The 20,296-nt window shown below is 40.6% G+C and carries 17 protein-coding genes; 7 read left to right on the forward strand and 10 right to left on the reverse strand.

The window, feature by feature from the left end; genetic code table 11:
* From FJR05_RS03445 to FJR05_RS03470, 4 genes are all read left to right on the forward strand, one after another.
* The coding region (locus tag FJR05_RS03445; RefSeq protein WP_174783565.1) for an HNH endonuclease at positions 1-480 on the forward strand (480 nt) is incomplete at its 5' end.
* 292 nt (positions 481-772) lie between these two features.
* A complete protein-coding gene (locus tag FJR05_RS03450) occupies positions 773-1,075 on the forward strand; it encodes a fertility inhibition FinO-like protein (RefSeq protein WP_168507585.1) in 303 nt (100 codons plus the stop codon).
* Positions 1,076-1,869: 794 nt separating this feature from the next.
* Positions 1,870-6,141: a DUF3854 domain-containing protein gene (locus FJR05_RS27125; RefSeq protein WP_371416783.1), complete on the forward strand. Its 4,272-nt coding sequence runs from the start codon at positions 1,870-1,872 to the stop codon at positions 6,139-6,141.
* 928 nt (positions 6,142-7,069) lie between these two features.
* A complete protein-coding gene (locus FJR05_RS03470) occupies positions 7,070-8,008 on the forward strand; it encodes a hypothetical protein (protein WP_168507587.1) in 939 nt (312 codons plus the stop codon).
* A 163-nt stretch (positions 8,009-8,171) separates the two neighbouring features.
* On the opposite strand, the gene FJR05_RS03475 is transcribed toward FJR05_RS03470, so the two are convergent.
* The 5 genes from FJR05_RS03475 to FJR05_RS27540 form a co-directional block, all read right to left on the reverse strand.
* Complete coding sequence (locus FJR05_RS03475; protein WP_168507589.1) at positions 8,172-8,408, reverse strand: hypothetical protein; 237 nt, start codon at positions 8,406-8,408, stop codon at positions 8,172-8,174.
* Positions 8,409-8,655: 247 nt separating this feature from the next.
* Positions 8,656-9,042, reverse strand: coding sequence for a hypothetical protein (locus tag FJR05_RS03480; protein WP_168507591.1), 387 nt, complete (start codon positions 9,040-9,042; stop codon positions 8,656-8,658).
* A 200-nt stretch (positions 9,043-9,242) separates the two neighbouring features.
* On the reverse strand, positions 9,243-9,713 hold the full coding sequence (locus FJR05_RS03485; protein WP_168507593.1) for a hypothetical protein: 471 nt from the start codon (positions 9,711-9,713) through the stop codon (positions 9,243-9,245).
* Positions 9,714-9,779: 66 nt separating this feature from the next.
* Positions 9,780-11,054, reverse strand: coding sequence for a ParM/StbA family protein (locus FJR05_RS03490; protein ID WP_168642828.1), 1,275 nt, complete (start codon positions 11,052-11,054; stop codon positions 9,780-9,782).
* 294 nt (positions 11,055-11,348) lie between these two features.
* Positions 11,349-11,471: a hypothetical protein gene (locus tag FJR05_RS27540; protein ID WP_256366782.1), complete on the reverse strand. Its 123-nt coding sequence runs from the start codon at positions 11,469-11,471 to the stop codon at positions 11,349-11,351.
* Between the two features lie 172 nt (positions 11,472-11,643).
* Here FJR05_RS27540 and FJR05_RS03495 point away from each other — a divergent pair, with 172 nt between their 5' ends.
* The 3 genes from FJR05_RS03495 to FJR05_RS03510 all read left to right on the forward strand — a co-directional run bounded on the left by FJR05_RS03495 (position 11,644) and on the right by FJR05_RS03510 (position 15,193).
* On the forward strand, positions 11,644-13,749 hold the full coding sequence (locus FJR05_RS03495; protein ID WP_168642829.1) for a plasmid recombination protein: 2,106 nt from the start codon (positions 11,644-11,646) through the stop codon (positions 13,747-13,749).
* Positions 13,750-14,035: 286 nt separating this feature from the next.
* Complete coding sequence (locus FJR05_RS03500) at positions 14,036-14,767, forward strand: mobilization protein (RefSeq protein ID WP_168642830.1); 732 nt, start codon at positions 14,036-14,038, stop codon at positions 14,765-14,767.
* A 168-nt stretch (positions 14,768-14,935) separates the two neighbouring features.
* Complete coding sequence (locus FJR05_RS03510; RefSeq protein ID WP_168642831.1) at positions 14,936-15,193, forward strand: hypothetical protein; 258 nt, start codon at positions 14,936-14,938, stop codon at positions 15,191-15,193.
* Between the two features lie 155 nt (positions 15,194-15,348).
* Here FJR05_RS03510 and FJR05_RS03515 read toward each other — a convergent pair whose 3' ends face one another.
* The 5 genes from FJR05_RS03515 to FJR05_RS03535 all read right to left on the reverse strand — a co-directional run bounded on the left by FJR05_RS03515 (position 15,349) and on the right by FJR05_RS03535 (position 20,249).
* On the reverse strand, positions 15,349-16,068 hold the full coding sequence (locus FJR05_RS03515; RefSeq protein WP_168642832.1) for a hypothetical protein: 720 nt from the start codon (positions 16,066-16,068) through the stop codon (positions 15,349-15,351).
* Complete coding sequence (locus tag FJR05_RS03520; protein WP_168642833.1) at positions 16,065-16,961, reverse strand: hypothetical protein; 897 nt, start codon at positions 16,959-16,961, stop codon at positions 16,065-16,067. Before FJR05_RS03520 ends, FJR05_RS03515 begins: the two co-directional genes overlap by 4 nt.
* A 65-nt stretch (positions 16,962-17,026) precedes the next feature.
* Complete coding sequence (locus FJR05_RS03525; protein WP_168642834.1) at positions 17,027-18,046, reverse strand: tyrosine-type recombinase/integrase; 1,020 nt, start codon at positions 18,044-18,046, stop codon at positions 17,027-17,029.
* A 358-nt stretch (positions 18,047-18,404) separates the two neighbouring features.
* Entirely contained in the window at positions 18,405-19,508 is a 1,104-nt protein-coding gene (locus tag FJR05_RS03530; RefSeq protein ID WP_168642835.1) for an XRE family transcriptional regulator, read from the reverse strand.
* A 285-nt stretch (positions 19,509-19,793) separates the two neighbouring features.
* On the reverse strand, positions 19,794-20,249 hold the full coding sequence (locus FJR05_RS03535) for a hypothetical protein (RefSeq protein WP_168642836.1): 456 nt from the start codon (positions 20,247-20,249) through the stop codon (positions 19,794-19,796).
* Positions 20,250-20,296: the final 47 nt, after the last annotated feature.

Consider the following 20,296-nt stretch of genomic DNA (forward strand, 5'->3'; position numbering starts at 1 on the left):
CCTACTTCTACCTACCCTATAAACTCTCGAAAGTGGGGGGAGAGTGAAAAACTACAATCTGATAGCTGGCGTAAGGCGAAATACTGGGGGAATTTAAATCTTGATAGACCATTTGACCGATGGGTTTTCGGTAATAAACAAACCGGAGCCTATCTGTTGAAATTTTCCTGGTTCAAGATTGAAAGGCACATTCTTGTTAGGGGTAAATCATCACCCGATGACCCAAAATTAAGGGACTACTGGATTAAACGGCAGGCAGCTAAAACTAAATCCGAACTAATCAAAAGTAGGCAGAAGATAGCCCAAAGGCAACAATATGTCTGTCCTATATGTGGGGAATCTCTATTAAACGATGAGGAGTTACATCTTCATCATAAAAAGCCAAAATCGCAGGGTGGTGGTGACAATTACGGCAACCTACAACTCGTACATCTGTACTGTCATCAGCAAATACATTCTGGAACAATCCATAGTTTATGACTTGCTTGAGCCGGATGCGTTGTAAGGCGCAAGTCCGGTTCTGAGGGGGCGGGATTATAGCGATATAGTCCTGCTACCCGACCACAGTCTAGCCATATACCCCATCATTTTCTCAACCAAACCAGCCATAACAGTAATAGCGGTAAGGTTTTCGCTGTTGTCTGGTTGGTTGTCCAGTATGTCAATTTGGGGTAAGCAATAAATAGCCTTTTGGAACTTGTCTTGTGAGGACAAAGTATGCTGAGATTAGGTAATCTCTGCATTATGCTGGAAAAACTTTGCTGAAGTAACTATGATTACAGGAAAATTAGAAGTAACAATCAAAATTAGTGAGTTGCCAGAAGCTAAAACGATAGAAAACGGCTGGCAACAGTTCGAGGTTGATTGCGATGGTCGGATTATTAGCGTCACAGTCAAACCGAAAGTTTGGAAGAAACTGACTGATGCCCAAGCCAACTATCCTCAATGGGTGGGAGCGATTGCTGGCAAGTTGGGAGAAGCCACCGATAACGGATTTGTGCTATTAGAGCCTAATATCCAGACTTTTGAGAAAAAACCAAAAACACCAGCCGCAGATGCGGCTACTGCTACTTGAACAACAGTTATACTACAGGTGGATAATCACAGCTTGTATAAACAGATGTAGCCAAATTAAAGTTAAAAATCAAACTAATGTTAGGTTGCATCGGTGCAAAAGTTCTGTATGATCTGGCTAATACTTAAATGAAGCAAATAATGGAGGTGAAGATATAACAACCGCAAAAACGGCAAAAGGACAAAACGATACTAAATAGTACACGCTTTGTCCCATCATAGAATTGCCGATTTTAACTTTGCTCAATGTATCCGAGCGGGGTTAATTTCAAAGAAACCGAAGAAGTGGTCTTTAGTTTGGTCGCTATACCCACCAATTGGCTTTCTTGAGATTATTTCATGTTGCTTTCTATTATATAGATTGCTGCAACATTTCAACCCTTCCGACTGGAATATTTTAGAAAATAAATAATCTGACTGAAGATTTACCCACCTTTCATGACGTTTGAGACAGGGAACAAAGTGTAGAAAGTGGTGTGCAGTAAGAGTTTTATCAGTTTTGACGACCTCCTAACTCTTACTATTCACGGGATCTGGAAAAAAGATAGGGTGGGGAGTGCAGGGCGACAAAGAGGAATTATTAAATGAATCTCTTTCTTGTCTCCCCCATCTCCCCAACAAGAACTGCCCAAACCCAGATTTTTAAACAACCTGTGTAAATCCTAAGATTATTTATTTCTCGCCAAAAAATAAACAAACCCAGAAAGAAGCAGCAGCAAATCTCATAAATATGTAAGTGCAGCACGATTACCCCCTCTGATACTCCTAAAAACCAAGTATCAAGAGGAATCTACCGTGAACAACGACAACAGCCAAAGCCAAACATCTTCTACCTCCAAAATTTCTCCAGCGAGTAACAGCCAGTCTCTTACTCCACAACATCTAGAGCAGCAAGCAAATAGCCAAACATCAGCTTCTCAAAATAATCCAGAACAGCAAGCAAGTAACCAATTTCCTGTTCAACCCCCCAACAACCTCACAGAAGCCGAATACCACGAACTAGCAGTTAGCAGCGCCATCCATCCAGAACTGATAGAGCGTAACTTCATCCACATTGCCGGCGATACAGTTCTCAACTACCTGTTCATCTCCAACGCCATCCCCCGCTTAAATACAGGCAGAGTCACCAGTACCTTCCTCAAGCTGTACCAATACGCCATAATAGGGGGAATGTGGATTTCGGGACTTGACCCCTTTAACAACTGGCAACCAATGGAGTGGGGACGATTCAAACCCACCCAAGGGCGTATTGACAAAAATGGCAAAATAGTTAAATACGAATCACCACCAAAAACACCCAACCGCGTTACCTACTTTGATGTTCCCGACTGCATTTGGGATAAAGTTGCAAAACGTTACAATATCAAACGAGATTATTCTCCCCCAGCACAGCATTTACAAGACCAATTAAATCCCCTCTCGTTTTGGGAAACTCCCGTCTTGTTTTGGGCATTGGTACTGTTGCTATGGTGCAATAACAAACAACAAACAGAAATAGCAGAAACTCCATTCTCATTGTGGAAATGGTTAGTAATGCTATTAAGCAATAACAAACAACAAACAGAAATAGTCGAAACTCCCCTTTCATTTTGGGAGTGGGTAGTTATGCACCCAGAAATCCCGATTATTCTGTGTGAAGGCGAGAAAAAAGCAGCTAGTTTATTAAGTCAGGGATTTGTAGCGATCGCACTCCCAGGCATTTGGAGCGGACGCATTGGCAAAAAAGACTTTGACGAACGCTTACACCCCGATATCATGCCCCTTGCCCAACCAGGGCGTAAATTCATTATTCTCTTCGACTACGAAACCAAATCCAAAACCCGTTGGTCAATATTCCAAGCCACCTTGCGTACAGGCAAAACCATTGAAGCTGTAGGTTGTACCTGTGAAGTCGCACTGCTACCAGGTCCGGAAAAAGGCGTAGATGATTTTATTGTCGAACGCAGTAAATTAATCGAAAGTGGACAAACAGTTAAATACAGTCAATTCATTGAGCAGAATCGAACTAATACCCCCAATCAAGCAATTAATCAGACTTTACTGATTGAAGGCAATCAATTAAACAACGATGGTCAAATCATAGAGTATCATCATGTACTTAATCATTTTTCACCAGTTGAAAACAATCAGAAAAACGATAACTATCAAGCTATAGAGTGTCATCAAACAGCTAATCAAAACTCACTAGTTGACAACAATAAACTTACCAACGATGGTCAATTTACAGAACAGCATGAAGTAATTAATCAAAATTCATCAGTTCAAATTACTCAAATAAACGCCTTACTGACCATCATAATTGATGACGCAGTTAGCTTAAAACAATACCAACGCTCATTCCATACTAGGCATCGGGGACTAAGCAGTAAATACAAACCAGATATTCGTGTCAACGTCAAATACCTGTCATCATCTGAAAAACTTCCCAAATCCGGGCTGGTAGTATTGTCCAGCGACATGGGGACAAACAAAACCGGACGCATGGCTCAATGGCGGGAAGCAAATCCTGATGTCAAATTCCTCAACACCGGACATCGGGTTAACCTGCTAAAAAACTTAGCAACCCGTCTCAAAACAGATATGTACTCCGATTTAAGTTATGCAGGTTTAGCCAAAGCACAAGCTCTCAGCATCACCATTGACAGCTTACACAAGCTTAACACCCAGATGCTTAACTACGGCTGTGTGTTTATTGATGAAGCTTGCCAATACTTAACTCACCTATTGCACAGTAAAACCTGTAAAGAATATCGAGCGCAAATACTGGAAGTGTTGGAATATATCGTTTATAACGCCCCGCTAGTAATCATCGCTGATGCCCACATGGACGACATCACAGTAGAGTTCTTCCGCGCCATGCGTCCACCAGAGGAAAAACCCTTTATTCTCAAAAACGATTGGCGAAACGGCGATCGCTTAATCTATTGGTATGAAGGCAATAACTCCTCAGCCATAGTTGCCCAGATTTCCGCCGCGCTGATGAACAAACAGAAAATCATGGTAGCTTCTGACTCCAAGCGGTTTATTAAGAAATTAGAACAATCCCTCACCATGAAGGTACGGGTGGAAGAGGCAGGGAGCAGGGAGCAGGGAGCAGGGGAGCAGGGGAGCAGGGGAGCAGAGGGACTGGATACCTTTACGGTAGTTAAAGATGGCGCAACTCAAACTTTGTCACAGGTAAATTCAGCATTATCTGCAACAGATAAAAATGAAAATTCTCAAATATTACAGGTAAATTCCACATCATCAAATCATTCCCCCACACCCGATACCCAACACCATTCAGACTTAGAAGTGAACGCTCAGTCAAACACTAACGCTCACAAAAGCACCACATCCAGACTGAGATTATGGTCTATTCACTCAGACAACTCAGGTAGCGAAGAAAACGTAGCCTTCATCAAAGATATTACCAACGCCGTCAAAGATGTTGATGCCCTGTTAACCTCCCCCAGTCTCGGTACAGGAGTAGACATCAACGAATATCATTTTGACGTAGTATATGGCATCTTTCACGCCAAATCCCAAACTGCTACCGAATGCGCCCAACAACTGTACCGCTATCGTCCCCACGTCCCCATTCATGTATGGGTTGCCCCCCGTCCTCCCTTTGGTTATCAGGAAACCAACGCCCAGAAAATCAAAGAGCGAATCCTGCAAACCAACGAAGTTACGGCTTTCCTTATCCGCATTGACAGAGAAACTGGACGCAGAGGCGTAGAAAAAGATTGGGCATTAGATACTTATTGTCAAATTCTCGCTGCCCGTAACCGCTCTATCAACAATCTGCGGACTGATTTACATGACCTATTAACGGAAATGGGGAATAAAATCATCTCCATGGGTGGTGATGAAGATACATTTGCCCTAGACCAGATGAAAACAGCGGCTGCGGCTTTAGATACGGCTTATTATTCAGCAATAACTAAAGCCAAAAATATCTCCCCGACTGAATATCGTCAGCGTCAAAATAAAGATTACCTTAAACCAGAAGAAGTTTTTGAATGTGAGAAATTCCGCCTTCAAGATACTTATGGTATAGAAGTTACAGAATCACTAGTAGAAAAAGATGCTGGTGGTAAATTAAGCCGAGCCATTTCCGCATTTGAGGCCATCCTCAAAGAACCAGATGGGGCAATTTTTGACACTAATAGCAATAGACAATACCCAGCCCCACCAACAATTGTGGCAGAAAAAGACCGTCAGGAGCGAGAACATCTGCCTTTATGTATGGACTGGGGTAATTATTCAGCTAAATGGTTAGCACGGTTTAATTTGGGACTGCATCACATTTTAAAACGGTTAGTAGCCGGAGAGGAAGTTACTGCTCGTGATCCTGATTTATTGAGAATGGTAGCACTTGCTAAAGAATACGGGGTGCATATAAAAACGATTTTGGGCTTTACAGTTCCAGATAAATGTCAACCCATCTGGTTGTTGGGGACTTTATTGGACCAATTGGGATTAAAGCTGGATGACCGCAAGGAGGGTCCACGTGGGAAACAGGTAAAACTTTTCTTCCTTTCTCAGGTGGAATTGGATTTTGCCCTCCAGGTAATTGCTCACCGCGAGCATAAGCGGAACATGAAGCAGGAAAGGGCGCAGCAAGCTCAGGAATCACAACGGCGTTATCAGGCTGGAATGCAGTCTAGATATGGGGTTGCGCCTCCACCTGACCCCGTATCCACTCCCCCCCCTAATGGTATAGGGAATCCTCTAGGGGAGGGGGTGAATACTACGGTAGATCTAGTCGATTTTGCAGCTTGTTCTAGAGATGGTAATGACCCTTCTTTAGTTAATGGTGCTGATGGAGTTGATTTTAGGCAGTTTCAACCCGATGATGGCGATAACACTTCCTTGGTTAATTGTGTTGAGTTACTCAGAGCGAGTTTTAAAAAGGGGGTAGAGGCGATCAAGTCGGTTCTTCGTTCCTGGAGTGAAGATAGAAGATGGGGTACTGTGTTGTTGCTGGAGGACATTGCTGCTCAAGAATTGCGCTCGCTGGAGGAATTAATGCCACAGTTTTATGATTGGTTAAGCGAGTCGGTTTTACCAATGAATTGTTAACTTGATATTCTCCAGGAAGACAACTACGGAGATTCTTTGTTCAGTCATCTACATTAAAACAGCAAACTCAAGTAAAGCAATTGCGCGGAAGCGTAGTGCTGAAAGCAATCGCCGCAGATGATAAACCAACGATTCTCGGTTCAATTATCTACTGAGAAACAGTAAACCCAAAACGCTGGGATTTTTTGCTGGTTTGGGTAATGTCTTCTTACCAGGGAGATGCACATTGCAACATAGCTTGCTACGCGCCAAACGTTCTTTTCGACTGCTCGAATCAACAATTCAATTGGCGTTGATTTGGCATTCAATTGGCGTTGAGATGGCGTTGGATTGGCATTTTTTGACCATTATTTTGTCAATAAGCTCTTTTATTGACAGGTTAAATATATACATAATGTACTTAATAATGTAATATTGGCGTAAGTATGGCGTAGTATTGGCATTGAAGTGGCGTTGAGTTGGCACTGATTTGGCATTCAATTGGCGTTGAAATGGCACATTTTTTTGATGAAACTGTTTCATTAAAAATGTGAGTATGATTGATTCAACTTGAGATTTTTTTGTTGAACTTGTAAATGCTCGTGAGAAAAGTTGAAATTTTATGACGATGATTTTTACTGGTCAGATAATAACGTGATTAAAGAAATAAAATTATCTTCTTAGTAGTGCAGTGGTAGAAATAAGCATCTACATTAAAACAACAAACCATACTAATGTACTTACTTGCAAAATTAGAAAAGCAATTTACAGAAACTACCAAATTAGATGGGATGATTCGGGAGAATATGCGCGGGTTGGGATATAATATAAATACTTGGGATATCATATAAATATATGATGGGTTTTTCCTGAATTTACCCAACTCTTGAAATTGTGCAAGAGGTACTTGCACAAATATTAGAAAATTATTGACACTATTTTTATCACAATGACGGAAATTACAGCTAACTATGATGAAACCTGGAAAGAAGCAATAGGAGATTATTTTGATTCATTTCTCGCCTTCTTTTATCCAGAAATCTATCAACAAATAGATTGGACTAAAACCCCCATTTCTCTAGATAAAGAATTAGAACAGATTACTGCATCTGCCGACAGCAAAACCCGCCACGCTGATAAATTATTTCAAGTGTGGTTATTAGATAATCAAGAGGTTTGGATATTAATTCATGTAGAAGTACAAAGTCAATATGATAAAGAATTTTCCCAAAGAATGTTTATCTACAACTATCGTTCTTTTGATTTATATCAAAAACCAGTGATTAGTTTAGCCATACTAGGAGATGGAACTAAAAGTTGGCGACCTAGTTCTTACCAGTATGGTTTAGGAAGTAGTCAATTAATCTTTAATTTTTCTATCGTCAAGCTTCTAGATTATCAATGGGAGGAGTTAGAGCAAAGTAATAATATTTTTGCTATAGTGGTAATGGCACATTTAAAGACTAAAGCCACTAATAGCAATTTGTCAGCTAGGGAACAGTGGAAATGGAACTTAGCTAGATTACTTTATGAAAGAGGTTATAACCGTAAAGAAATTGTTGATTTGTATAAGGTCATTGATTTAATGATGGCTTTATCTGAAGACTTGCAATTAAGTTTTGAAGAAAAATTAGCTAATTATCAAGAGGAACGAAAAATGCCATTATTAACTAACATTGAAAGACGGACTATAGAAAAAACTCGGAAACAAGATATTATCAAACTTGTACAAGTGCGGTTTGGTGATATTCCCGAAAATTTGATTGCCAGCATTAATCAAATTGATAAGACATCTTTTTTAGAACAACTTCTAATATCAACAATTAGCATTAGTTCTTTAGAAGAATTTGCACAGCTTGTTAATTCTAATTTACCAGAATCAGATTAATAGATGTAAGTTGGGTTAAGCAACAGCGTAACCCAACAAAAGTATTGTTCAGGTGGAGTTCTTTCATAGAAGATCAAAATAATTCGTAATTGATAATAGTGCCTCCGCGTAGCAGTATTATGTTAGCGTAGGGTTTCCGCCTGAAATATTAGTAATTATTCAGTCATAAATAAACTTGCAGCCAAGATTGATAGAGTCTAGCAAGTTCCTGAAGGAAATTGAGTTCTTCACCCTCAAGATTATTAAATAGCTTGTGATATTGCCAACCACGCTCATAGCGACTTAACATTTCTTCTGGAGTAAACCGATAAACATCTGCCGTCTGCCAACAGATGGACTCCAGAAACGGGAGCTTTTCTGGGATAATAACAGGATTAATTGTTGGTGTTGCGGTTGTCATATATTTTCATCAACCAATGCAATACTCTCTTTAATTTTAGATTATGTTTATGTATTTTGAAATTTAATTTCATCCCAACGCTAAAACATTCCATTGAGTCAACGAGTGATATCGCACTCAATATAGTTAGATAATGAGCCATCTATTAACACGTCTTCATCAAAGGCTGTTTAGTCTTTGAGTTTTCAACTCATCTCATTAGCTAAACTTAGTTAAACGCATCAAACATCAAACAACGCATCAAACATTAAACTTTGAACACCTGGTATTCTCTATCTGCTTTAATTGTAATTGTTAAATTGTTCTCACTATCAACGATAGCAGTCCATGTATATAACGCTTCAGGCATCATGAAATGTTTCATTATCTCAACAGCTTGGCGTTTGAGGAAGTCAGCGATGATGTAGAATTCTTTTGCAGTAGTATCGTCAGTTTCACCATACCATTGGACATCAAATCGCTTGTTTTTTAAAGTGGCAGTTCCTCCGTAATCACTTTTAGTAAATTCATCTTTTACCTTGGCAAAAATTTTGTAGGCATCCGCTTCTAATTCCACACGGTAGGAATTAGGTGCAAGATTTCTAGCTTGTCCGTAATTAGTGTCTAAAAGTTTCCGTCGCTTTGCTTCTCCCATATATTCCCCCTGTATGAACCTATCTACTGCTTTTTATTTTGTTTGACCTTGCTTGTGTTCGGTTCTATCATTGGGGGTTTGAATGCTACCCAATGAGCTATTACAACATTGTAATGCCACCAAATCAGCTATCACTACAGTAGCAGTTATAGTTGCACTTTTCGTTTAGTTCTGACCACTGGTGACAGCAACGTAAAATGTTAAGCATCCCCAAACAGTCCATCCAAATCCTGAGATGAAGCCTGACCTTGGATTAAAGTAGAAGGACGCTGCTTTTCTTGTTCTTCTACCAATGTATCTGACTCTAAATCTGTCATACCATTATGGGTATTACTATTAGCTGAACTCATCACTGGAGCCACAGACGTAACATAATTTGGTAGCACAAACTGTGGCTGTTCCACACCCAAAGCCAAGCGCAGATTACTGCCATGTTTATTTAAAACATCCTGTGATTCCCAACAAGCAAACCGCAATTGTTCCGGTGTATACTCCCCACTGTGATATCGAGCCAAAGGTAACAAAGCTGCTACCAAAATATCCGATACCTTGCGATTAACCTCCTCCTTTGAGAGAGAATTCAAATAATCAACCACCTCCGCCATTGGTTCGCCTTCATAAGGCTGAAGACGCAAACTTAAACTCTTCCGTTTTTTCCTGATTTTATTCATTGACCCTTGCTTCCTCCCTGCTTTTTATCTATCTAAAAACAGACGATTAATCAAAATCAAAAACAGCTAACTATTTCCTTTGTCCAGCAAATAATCAAACATCCCAAAGCAGTCAATTAGCCTTTGAGACAGACATTGTTCACCATCTATCGCTTTATCTAAATCAAAAGTTTTTTTCACCACGTCAGCAATACCAGCCCCCCAAATCATCGGCGTGAAATTTTTGCTCTGGTTGCGCCGCTGATAACTGCTACTTCTCACCTTTTTTTGTGAACCCCAACTAGACCCAGACTCATATGCAGTCGTAACTTCACAGTTGAAATAAATTTCCAATTCCGGCTCCAAATGGTAAGCAGCACCACCGCCAATAATCACCTCATCCAATTTTGTCGGCAGCAGTCGATTTAACCACCGCTCTAACTTATCCCCATATTCAGCCGTCGCTCGCTCAATCGCCTGGACAATATCTCGAATTTCCCTAGCTCTTAAATTTGGGTCTTTAGCACTAGCTAATGCTTGAATTGCTACACATTCACCCCAATTGGGGTGACGGGTTTGGGGATAATTGGGGTTATATACCTTGTCAAGAGCCGCGTAACGGGCGGCAAATATCGCCTGTGCCAAACGCTCCCGGTCTAAACCACTAGTCATTTCCACCACCTGGTCTAGCATATCTGCGAACCCCAACAATGGACTATCTCCCAGCTTCAGTTGTCCCCGCTCAAAGTAAAGTGCCGTAGTATTTCTGTGACCAAACATCAGCACACCCAACTGTTTAGAACGCAACCACTCCAGACCCTTTTGCTTAATGCGTACAGCAGCCAGTCCTCCACCTTCAGGACGGCACAAAAACTTAACTAATTTTAGCTTCAGTACCATTTCTCGCACCTGGAAACGAGCCAACATGATCTGTAACTGTTCCTCAAAACGCAAGCGGTCTGTATACTCATTCCAAGGCAACAGCAGTGCTAATTCTAGTGTTAATAGCTTTTTAGTAGAAAACTTAGCCTTGTGGGTTTCAATAATTAGCCCAATAGCTCCCAACACCTTCCACAAAGCATTTTCATACTTGAGTTCCTTAATGCGGTCTTGGGGGTCAAAACAAGCGGCAAAATCACCCAACACCACCACACGTTCATTCCATTCCACCCATAATTGTTGTTCAGGACTAGGACTACCAATCCATCCCAAACGGGACATATAATTGTCAAGCTTGACTTTAGGAATCTCCTCAACCGCAGGAGGCAGCACTAAAAATTTGGGTTCTGGCAGGGCTGGGAGTTGATAAATAATTTTAGTTTGTGACCCACCCACGTCCACACTAATATATATGTCTGTCATAATTATTAGTCAGCTAAAATTCATTGGTCGATTGAGAGATGAATTAGCACCGGATTACATCTTTTCTAGCACATAAATTTGGCTATTTTCACAACAATTGATGTAACTTACTGTCAAGAGATAGATGTTGAGTGTCAGTTAAATTGTGCAGGATTTGCACCAAACTTGTGTTAAACCTGTGCCGAACTTGCACCAAGTTATTGTTACCAACAGGAATACAGTTGAGTGGATTAAAATAGTTGTACTTACTACGGTTTTTTAGGTTTTTGGCAATTCAAGTTTTTCTGTAGGCAATTACTGGCTGTGTTTGGCACAAAAAGCCTGTAAGTAAGTTTTGTTGATGGCTTTTTTAGGGATAGCGATCGCTATCCCTAAAAATAATCTTACCAATTGGAAGGCAAACAACCATTTACCCATACGGTTCACTCACAATCCAATGGTAATTTGTATTCTGGAAATTTCCTTAGCGATGCCCGCCGCAGGCATTGCTTTTGCTCTTGTCCTGTTATTGTCTGCGTTGTGTCTTACGGATGGCTATTGTCGCCTGCGTGGAATTGGTGAGGAACTGAGATGAAAGGAGGCTTCTGATATGGCTTATGCCATCGCCAGAGTGAAAAAATTGAAACGAGCCAACATTGCTGGGAGTGCTGCCCACACTTCCAGACAGCGAGAAACACTCAATGCTGACCCCAATCAGCAAAATATCAGGTTTATTGGCAACGTTGACAGGGAGGAAAAGTTAGAGGATTTGGTGTTAGCGAAGATTGGGCAGTATGAGCAAAAACGAAAAATTCGTACTGATGCGATCTACTGTGTGGAGATTTTGCTGACTGCTTCTCCTAGTTACTTTCGACCGCTTGATCCCACGGCTGCTGGGTATTATCAAGAGGAGAGGTTGGCTGATTGGTTGGAGGCGACGCAGCAGTGGTTAGAGAACGAATATGGTGATTGCGTTCCGCGCAGTGCCGTAGGTAATAGCACTAACTCCCGCGTTCAAGCAAGTGGAGAGCATCTGAGTGGAAAGAGCAGTGCCGTAGGCAATCGCATTGTCAGGGCTGAATTGCACTTGGATGAAGTGACACCCCACATTCATGCTTATTTTGTGCCACTAGATGAAAACGGGCAACTGCGGTGCAATCACTTTTTTGATGGTCGGCAGAAGATGCGAGATTTCCAAGAAAGCTACTTTGCATCTGTGCAGCACCTGGGGTTGGAGCGTGGTATTCAAGGTAGTGTGGCTAAACATCAGGATATTAAGGATTTTTATCGCATAGTTGAGGCAGGAAAGGATTTGAACTCTGAACTGACTATTGCCCAGATGCGGGCTAAGGCAGCAGATCGAGATAGGGCAGTGCAGAGTAAGAGTTCTATGGAGCGCACTGCTAAAAGGTTGGTGAAGGAAAATGAATCTCTGCGACAAAGGATTCAGGAACTGGAAGCTGAAAAGGAGCGGTTGCAGAAGCAGACTGAACAATTAAGTGATTTGCCCCTAGAAGATGTGGCTTGGCATTTGGGATTAGACCAAGACAATAGCAGCTATCGCTGCTGGAAAGGGGGTGAACACATTATCTATATAAATGGCTCTCACTGGAGTCACCTTGCACCCGATACTCAGAAAACAGGTGCGGCTCAAAAAACAAGTGATGTTGCACCCGATACTCAGAAGAGTTTGGATGCACCCAACACACAAACAACAGGTAATGGTACTGCTAAATCTCAGAAAACCAGTGATAGGCAAGCCAAATCTCAGAAAATAGGTAATGTTGCAGTTAACTCCCAAAAAACTAGTGCTAGTCCTAGTGCTATTACTGGAACTGGTTGTGTGGCGTTGGTAAAGCAGGTTAATGGGTGCAATTTTAAAGAAGCGATCGCTTGGTTGAATGATAGATTTGGTGAAGATGGGATGCAGAGGGCTGTCACTCACTATACTAGGCAACAAGCGCAAAATATCCTCCAAGAGGAACAAGCACCACAGTTTGTCCCACCAGTACCGGACGAATCGAACTGGCATTTAGTACACAACTATTTAACTAAAAACCGGGGATTGCCTCAAGATTTAGTGCGAAAATTATATCAGTGGGGGGTGGTTTATGCTGATGCTCAACAAAATGCTGTGTTTTTGTTGAAAAACCTCAATGGTGAAACTAAAGGTGCATTTTTGCAGGGGACAAGAGCAGAAAATAATACTTTAGAAGAAGACAATACTTTGACAGGAGATGCTACTGGTTTTACAGGATATGCCATTGGTACTAAACGCAGTGATGGTTGGTTTTATCTCCAGTGGGGAGGACAACCTACTGATGAAATCCAAAAAGTGGTGTTGTTGAAGTCACCCATTGATGTGCTGTCTTTTGCGATGTTGGAAGTTGAAAGACAGCGAGGAGTAGCAGGAGGAGTGCCACAAGAAAGAATAATGTATATGGCTGTGGATAGTCCCAGGGGTTTACCTATGGAGTTATTGCCAGATATCCCTGAAGTTGTTTGTGCTTATGATAACAATGCTGCTGGAGATGAGATGGCTGGTGCTGTAGGTGAATTATTGCCCCAAGCTACTAGAGTTAAACCACAAGCGCAGAATTGGCATGAGGAATTGTTGGCACTACTACGGTGGCAACAGAGGGAACAAGAGTATCAACAACACCAGAAGCAACAACGACAGCGTGAACGTAAGCGTGAGTCTGAACTGGAGTTATGACTAGTATTGCTGCTTGAATCACAATACTGCACTCGTTTTATACTACAAAATTAGTTTTTAATTAGCCAAAAGGATAACCTTTTAATAGCCAATTGGACGATGGTAATTACTGAAATAAGCAATTAACCTGAGTGTATGCTCAACTTACAACTTTCCAAGTGATGGCTGACCTCACAATGACCGTTCTAGTTCTCAAATTTCAGAACGTGCAACTCAAACAATCTGGCAATAAGTAATTAGCTTTTAGAAATTACTAATTAGTATTTAGCAATAAGGAATTAGAAAAATGGCAACGATTCACTTTATTGATGGTGAAAAAGGTGGAGTAGGTAAGTCATTATTTGCACGAGTCATGGTGCAATATTGCCTTGATAAACAACTGCCATACGTGCTAGTAGAAGCCGACCAAAGTAACCCAGATGTGGGTGTATTTTACCCAGAAAATATCCAAACAGCAGTTTTTAGTGAGTCAGAACGTCAAGCTTATGCTGCTGATGCAATTTTTAATTTAGCACTGACAACTCCTGTGATTGTCAATTTACCTGCTCACGTAACTAAAACAGTGAATGATTGGATTGAGCGCAATCAAATCCTAGAAATGGGAACTAAGCATAAAATTGATATCTGCAAGTGGTTTGTTGGCAACGGTGGATATGATAGCATTCAGTTATTGATTCAATCTTTAAACCACTTTGAAGGCAAAATTAAGCACGTATTTGTTCGCAATTTTGGTCTATGCGATGACTGGAAACACGTAGATGAACGAGAGGATTTACAAGAGTTAATTCAAGCTCAAAAAGTGCCTGTAATTAACTTTCCTAAGTTTAGTTATCGAGAGCGAGATTTACTTGATGCAACCCGGATCAACTTTTCTCAAGCTTTCTTAACTGCTGAGTTGGGTGTTTTGGGTCAGCAGCGTTTGCATAGTTTTCTTAAAAAAGCTCATGAAGAAATTGGCAAAGCGCAAGTATGGAATGTAGGTCAATACCCAAACACCGCCCAAAGTAGAAGTAGCTGAAGAACCTACTCACACAAGCGTAAATTCCACAGGTAATTCAATCATAGAACACTTGAAAACGATTGGTAAATGGGAAGGTGATGATTTACAAGAGTGCCTCCAGCTAGTTTATGCCACTCGCGGCAAAGTTAAATTTGATGACGATAACCCCAGTTCGAGAGAAAAATAATGAGCCTTTCAATTGAGCGTGTTTTAAGTGAAATAGATCAATTGACTCTAGTAGAACAAATGCAGGTATTAGAGCATTTAGTGAAGCAGATGAAGCAATCTGTGGAAGCTGTTGCGGTAACTCCAAAGCCTAAGTATAAGGTAACTGATTTTTATGGCATAGCTCCCAATTTACTAGAGGGAATGGATGCCCAGGAATGGGTAAATCAGTTGCGGGATGAGTGGGAAGACCGTGAAGCATGGAGGCAGCCACAATGAAGCTAAGTGATGCTTTACAGGGTGTGACTAAAGTTTTCTTAGATACATCTCAATTAAGTTTATCTTTACATAGTTTGGTTTTTTCACACCAACTTATTTAGGATAAAATGATTTTGAGGATGTTTGCTTGAGAATTAATTTTTATTTACTTTTCATTAAGTATGATGAATTTCCTGTTTTTGACGGATAAATTGAGAACGTCTCATCTTCACGATTTCGGGGATATATTCATTTTTATGGTCTTGTCCCTCAAATCCCAACCTTAAATAGACATTACCTCCTATTCCTGGGATTACTTCACCTTGTTCGGTGCGTTTATCGTCTTTAGCAAAGTAGAAAAATTTAAATTTATTATAGATATTTTCTGCAAATTCATTTTTAAGTTTTTGCTCTGCATTTTGATAAATGACAGGTGCAACTATAAATATTTTCTCTGGCTCTATTTTTTGAATCAGGTTAACCAAGTTAGTTCTGACTACACAAGCACCAGAAATAATAGATTTAATTACAATCAAATATTTAACTTTCTCATGAGCAGGTTCTTGATATTTTTTGAGAATAGGAGCTACTTTTAAATCTTCAATTTCAAAAGGAGAAAATCGCTGATTCCAGAAACAAGCAAAGCCAATATTATGTAGATGTTCTTCTAAAGTTAACATTATACCTTTAGCTAAAAAATCAGCATCTTCTACGGTACAAGCTAGGTATACATCAGAATTTTTATCATTAATTTCCGAGAGGAGAAAATTACCAAGATTCATCCCTATCTTGGTCATGGTGTCTTTGTATTGGTCTGGTTTAACATTCTGATTGGCTAATGTTTCCAGTAATTGCTGAATGTCTTGATTACAAATGTCTGAATATAGCCTAGTCATATTAAGAATACCTCCAATTCATCGAAGGAAGTGGGGTGATTTTTTTTGATAAGTTCCTGAAGTTTTTGAAACCTTGTGGTTTCGATACTGTAAGATATTGTTCCTTCATTTAGTCCGTCGAAATACTCCCATTGTAAAAAGCCTCTGGTTAAATTATAGGTGAAACCGTCTATTTTATCAAAAATATCTCTTACTTCAGGGTCTAGCTGTAGTTCTGCTTGAAAGGAACGAATATATGAAGGGATGAAATCTTGAGCTTTTTTGAGAATATCTATAATAGGTACTTTAGATTTATCACTGGCTACCCAAGCACCAAGTAAAACTGTAGCCAGACATTCAAGTTTATCTGGTTCTGGGTTCTCAAAAGCACATAAATACTCTAGTGAACATCTAAAATCAGGTTCTTGAGAAATTATTTTAGGGAGGCTATTGGCAAAATAGAAGTAAATAACTTGGCTATAATCTTTAATATCATTGGGAATATTTGCTTGTAATTTATCTCGAAGTTCTGAAGAAGAGACTACTAGCGCAAGTTCTGACACCTTGGAAATTGATTGGTTTAATTCATACTGTTTTTTAAAGTCGTCATTTATTGATTTTTCTCCTGTTCCCCAAGTGACAGCAGAACTGTTTTTAAGTTGATAGTGTTGAAGCGTGTTTTCTGGTGTGAGTTGAATAATTAAGTCATCAATAAAAGATAGACATTGGCTTAATAAATAAATTTCTCTATTATCTTCGATAACGCATTTAGATAATAAGGATATTTTATAAATAGCAAAGATGTTTTCATAAGTGTTACCTTTGCTGTTGCTAACACCACCTGTATTTTTATTTTTTATGTATTCTACCGTTGAATCTCCAAATAGATTTTTGATTTGCTCTTCTGTATACATGAGAGATTTTTATTGGTGGTCGGTGCGATTAAATAACCTGTAATTCTTGGCACTTTAAATAATCATCACTCCTGATTATTTAACATTCCTGTCAACAATTCCGACATTTCCCATAAATCTTTATTCCTATTATCATCATAAATCATCAACGTTCTCGGGTCAGCATGACGGCTCAACTTCTGCACCTTTCTAATATTCCCATCAGTCGCATCAAGCGCCGCCGTAATCGCCGAATGCCTGACCCTATGGGGTGACATAGGTTTCTTCACCCCCACCGCCTTAAAACTCGCCGACACAATTTTATAGATCCCATCCGCCGTCAATCTATGCCCAGAATTATGAAAATCCAACGCCGTAAAAATCGGTAAATTCTCCTGCACATCCCCCCGCGCTATCAACCACTGGGCAATGGCAATGCCCACATCCTTAGACATATCCAAATACTCTTCATTCGTTCCCTGACCCTTGCCTAAAATCCGCAACTTGCGACCATAAAAATCAAAATCACCCACATTTAACTGACATATTTCCTGGCGACGCAAAGCTAAACCCCAAAGCACCATAAAAATTGCATAATTGCGCTTACCAATTAACGTTTCTCTATCAAATTGCTGAATCACCTTGGCTATCGTCTTGCTATCAACACCCCGCGTATCCCGATACGCCTTCACCTTTTCCCCCTCCACATCTTCCAGGGAATAGTTGCACACCCCCAACTTCCGCCCCATCTTCGCCAAGGACTTAATCGCCGCCAACCGCCGATTAATCGTCGCCTCCCGCACCCCAGATTTAATCAACATCGCCTTATATTTCAACACCACCATCACTGCTTGCTCCCGCTGCAAGTGCAGAAACTCCAGCACACTATCAGTAGATGGCAACAACCCCGTCATCTTCGTAAAAAAATCCCGAATATCCTTCTCATACGCCCGTTTGGTATTGGGATTGCGCTTATCTGCCAACAACTGTGCCAACACATCTGGATCTTGGTCTAACTGCGCGTCAAAATACCGGGATATCTTGGCATCCAAACACGCTTCTAACTGAGGAACGATAATTTCTCCCACCTGTGGTTTATTAGCCATTTTTCCTCACTGGTTCGTTCGTGATAATGTACCTTTCCAATAACGTCTATCATAAAACAATAGGTGAAAACATTCCCGAAATAACTAAATACTCTTTGCGGAAGTTGTCAGGTGTCCTTTGACAATGCTATATCTGTATTTGCCAGGTGTGATATCGAATTTGATATCACATATAGATAGTACAAAAATACTAAGAGTTTCCCAAAGCGATCTGCCGACAGCGGGTAAGTGATCGCTACCGCTTCTCTTTGCTACGTTACTGTGAGGGATGCGCTCTATTGTGCTGTTGTAGCCATCTCCACTCGTTCAGCCAGCAAAAATCAATCAGTGCTGTGCTGTTGCGTCAAGAATTGTGCCATTAAGCAACTGCATAAACTTCATTCTCTTGATGACGCACCCACAATTTTTCTACAGTTAAATTGAGCAGTTCTGCGGCTTTGATTGCGGAAATCTTGTCCAATTTTAAGCACTGCCAAATTAGAAATTCATAACGTTCATTTTCTGGATATTCTGCTGCTGCTAGGGCTGGGGGTAATTCCATTGAATTTTGTAAAGATGCACCATCATGTTGCTTTTTATAAATTGCACAAATTTTGGCTTTCTCTTTGGCCAAGTCAATGATTCCCATTGCTGCTAAACGATTCAAGATGACTAGGTAACTCACCCGAAAATGTCGTTTGAGTTTGACAATATCTTGGGTAAGTGCATACATCCGTTCAAATTCAGCTTGGGGAACCAGTAGATGACTGGCAAAGTAATCAGCTACCTGTTCGCGGGCTTTTTCTTCAGATGAGGTTCCTTCTTCAATCAGGGTGTCTTGGTACTCTACGCGGTGAAAGATGAGGTGTCCAATTTCATGGGCGAGGGTAAACAATTGACGTTCAATGGTGATGTTATGGGTGTTGACTAAGACAAATGCACCTTCAATATCACTGCAAGCACTCAGACCAAAGAAACCTTTGATGGGAATGGGTTGACGTAGAACTTTTAAGCCGATTTCTTCTACAGATTGAAACAGGTTGGCAATGGGGGCATCTCCCAAGCCCAGGCGATGACGAAATAAAGCTGCTATTGCCTGAATGCGCTTTTCGTTGCCTTCTACTTGGTGGCAAGGTGTACTTTCTGGGGTGTAGGTCGGTAAGCCAACGGCTTGTTCTAGGGCGTTATAAGTTGGCAGCATTCTTAATACTTGGGCTGCAAACTGGGGGTTTTTGTCAAAGGAGGCATGGGCGCGGAAGCGGAAGTTGGGCAGTCCTTCGCTGGGGGGACGTAGCAGGTCATCAAGTGTCACGCCCAAAGTACGAGCTAGAGACGAGAGGATTTTGCTGTCTGGTAAGGTTTTGGCGTTTTCGTAGTTGTTGATGCTCTGGCGAGTTACAGAGGCTTGTTCTGCAAGTTGCTCTTGAGACAAGCCTAGACTTTTACGGTAGCGGAGCAGGTTGGCTGCAATAATTTCTTTCATGGCAGGTTATCAAGAGCGATTCCTACGGAGCGCTTCGCTATCTCTGTTAGGCTCAAGGGCGGTGTCTGGTCAGATGTCAAAGTTGTTGACTTTATTTTCTCTAATTATAATGGAAAATGTAAAATACCTTTTACATTAATTTAAAGTACATAATTATAGCAGTCCTACCCTAAACATGAGAAAATACGTAGATAAAAATCCTTATTTTATAAGCATTTGAGGCTTATTTAAATCTCACGGATCATTTAGGATTGCTATATCAATGCTGCTTCAATAAGTCTCCTGCTATTTTTGTTTTTTAGTCAAGTTAGTTAAACGAGTCATGCTGGAGCGAATATTACCTGCTTCTTTGCGATTTCTCAGTCTTTTTTTGGCTTCCTTTAGGACTTGTTTCATCACACTATCTTTGTCTTTGCAGGTGATATAAAAAGCCTCTAATAAGGTTTCAATGGTTATTTTCTCTTGAGCGCAAAGTTGGTCTATTTCTTCTTTGATTGGCACTTCTAATCTGACAGGGATACGTGATGAAATTTCGGGGAAGCTGGCTAGTTTCTCGGCTAGTTGTTTTAGTTCTGACCCTTGATGATTAACGGTAGAGTTCTCTGCTATTTGAGGATCTGGAGTAATTGGCTGGGTCTGTACTAGTACATCTTGCCTTGTTGGCACTGTTGGCTGAGTGGCTCTGCGGCGGATTTCTTCTAACATATTTATGTTATTAACATTCTCGTTTAAATTACTCATAAACTTCTCGGTAAGTGGTAGGGAAATTCAGCGACTAAAGCCCTGTT

The organism is Dolichospermum sp. UHCC 0259, from assembly GCF_009711935.1.
Lineage (GTDB): Bacteria > Cyanobacteriota > Cyanobacteriia > Cyanobacteriales > Nostocaceae > Dolichospermum.

Excerpts from the sequence above, each read along its gene's own strand:
- FJR05_RS03535 (WP_168642836.1), bottom strand. The coding sequence starts at position 20,249 with ATGAGTAATTTAAACGAGAATGTTAATAACATAAATATGTTAGAAGAA.
- FJR05_RS03470 (WP_168507587.1), top strand. The coding sequence starts at position 7,070 with ATGACGGAAATTACAGCTAACTATGATGAAACCTGGAAAGAAGCAATA.
- FJR05_RS03520 (WP_168642833.1), bottom strand. The coding sequence starts at position 16,961 with ATGTATACAGAAGAGCAAATCAAAAATCTATTTGGAGATTCAACGGTA.
- FJR05_RS03510 (WP_168642831.1), top strand. The coding sequence starts at position 14,936 with ATGAGCCTTTCAATTGAGCGTGTTTTAAGTGAAATAGATCAATTGACT.
- FJR05_RS03450 (WP_168507585.1), top strand. The coding sequence starts at position 773 with ATGATTACAGGAAAATTAGAAGTAACAATCAAAATTAGTGAGTTGCCA.
- FJR05_RS03485 (WP_168507593.1), bottom strand. The coding sequence starts at position 9,713 with ATGAATAAAATCAGGAAAAAACGGAAGAGTTTAAGTTTGCGTCTTCAG.
- FJR05_RS03500 (WP_168642830.1), top strand. The coding sequence starts at position 14,036 with ATGGCAACGATTCACTTTATTGATGGTGAAAAAGGTGGAGTAGGTAAG.
- FJR05_RS03490 (WP_168642828.1), bottom strand. The coding sequence starts at position 11,054 with ATGACAGACATATATATTAGTGTGGACGTGGGTGGGTCACAAACTAAA.
- FJR05_RS03530 (WP_168642835.1), bottom strand. The coding sequence starts at position 19,508 with ATGAAAGAAATTATTGCAGCCAACCTGCTCCGCTACCGTAAAAGTCTA.
- FJR05_RS03525 (WP_168642834.1), bottom strand. The coding sequence starts at position 18,046 with ATGGCTAATAAACCACAGGTGGGAGAAATTATCGTTCCTCAGTTAGAA.
- FJR05_RS27540 (WP_256366782.1), bottom strand. The coding sequence starts at position 11,471 with ATGGGTAAATGGTTGTTTGCCTTCCAATTGGTAAGATTATTTTTAGGG.
- FJR05_RS03480 (WP_168507591.1), bottom strand. The coding sequence starts at position 9,042 with ATGGGAGAAGCAAAGCGACGGAAACTTTTAGACACTAATTACGGACAA.
- FJR05_RS03495 (WP_168642829.1), top strand. The coding sequence starts at position 11,644 with ATGGCTTATGCCATCGCCAGAGTGAAAAAATTGAAACGAGCCAACATT.
- FJR05_RS03515 (WP_168642832.1), bottom strand. The coding sequence starts at position 16,068 with ATGACTAGGCTATATTCAGACATTTGTAATCAAGACATTCAGCAATTA.
- FJR05_RS03475 (WP_168507589.1), bottom strand. The coding sequence starts at position 8,408 with ATGACAACCGCAACACCAACAATTAATCCTGTTATTATCCCAGAAAAG.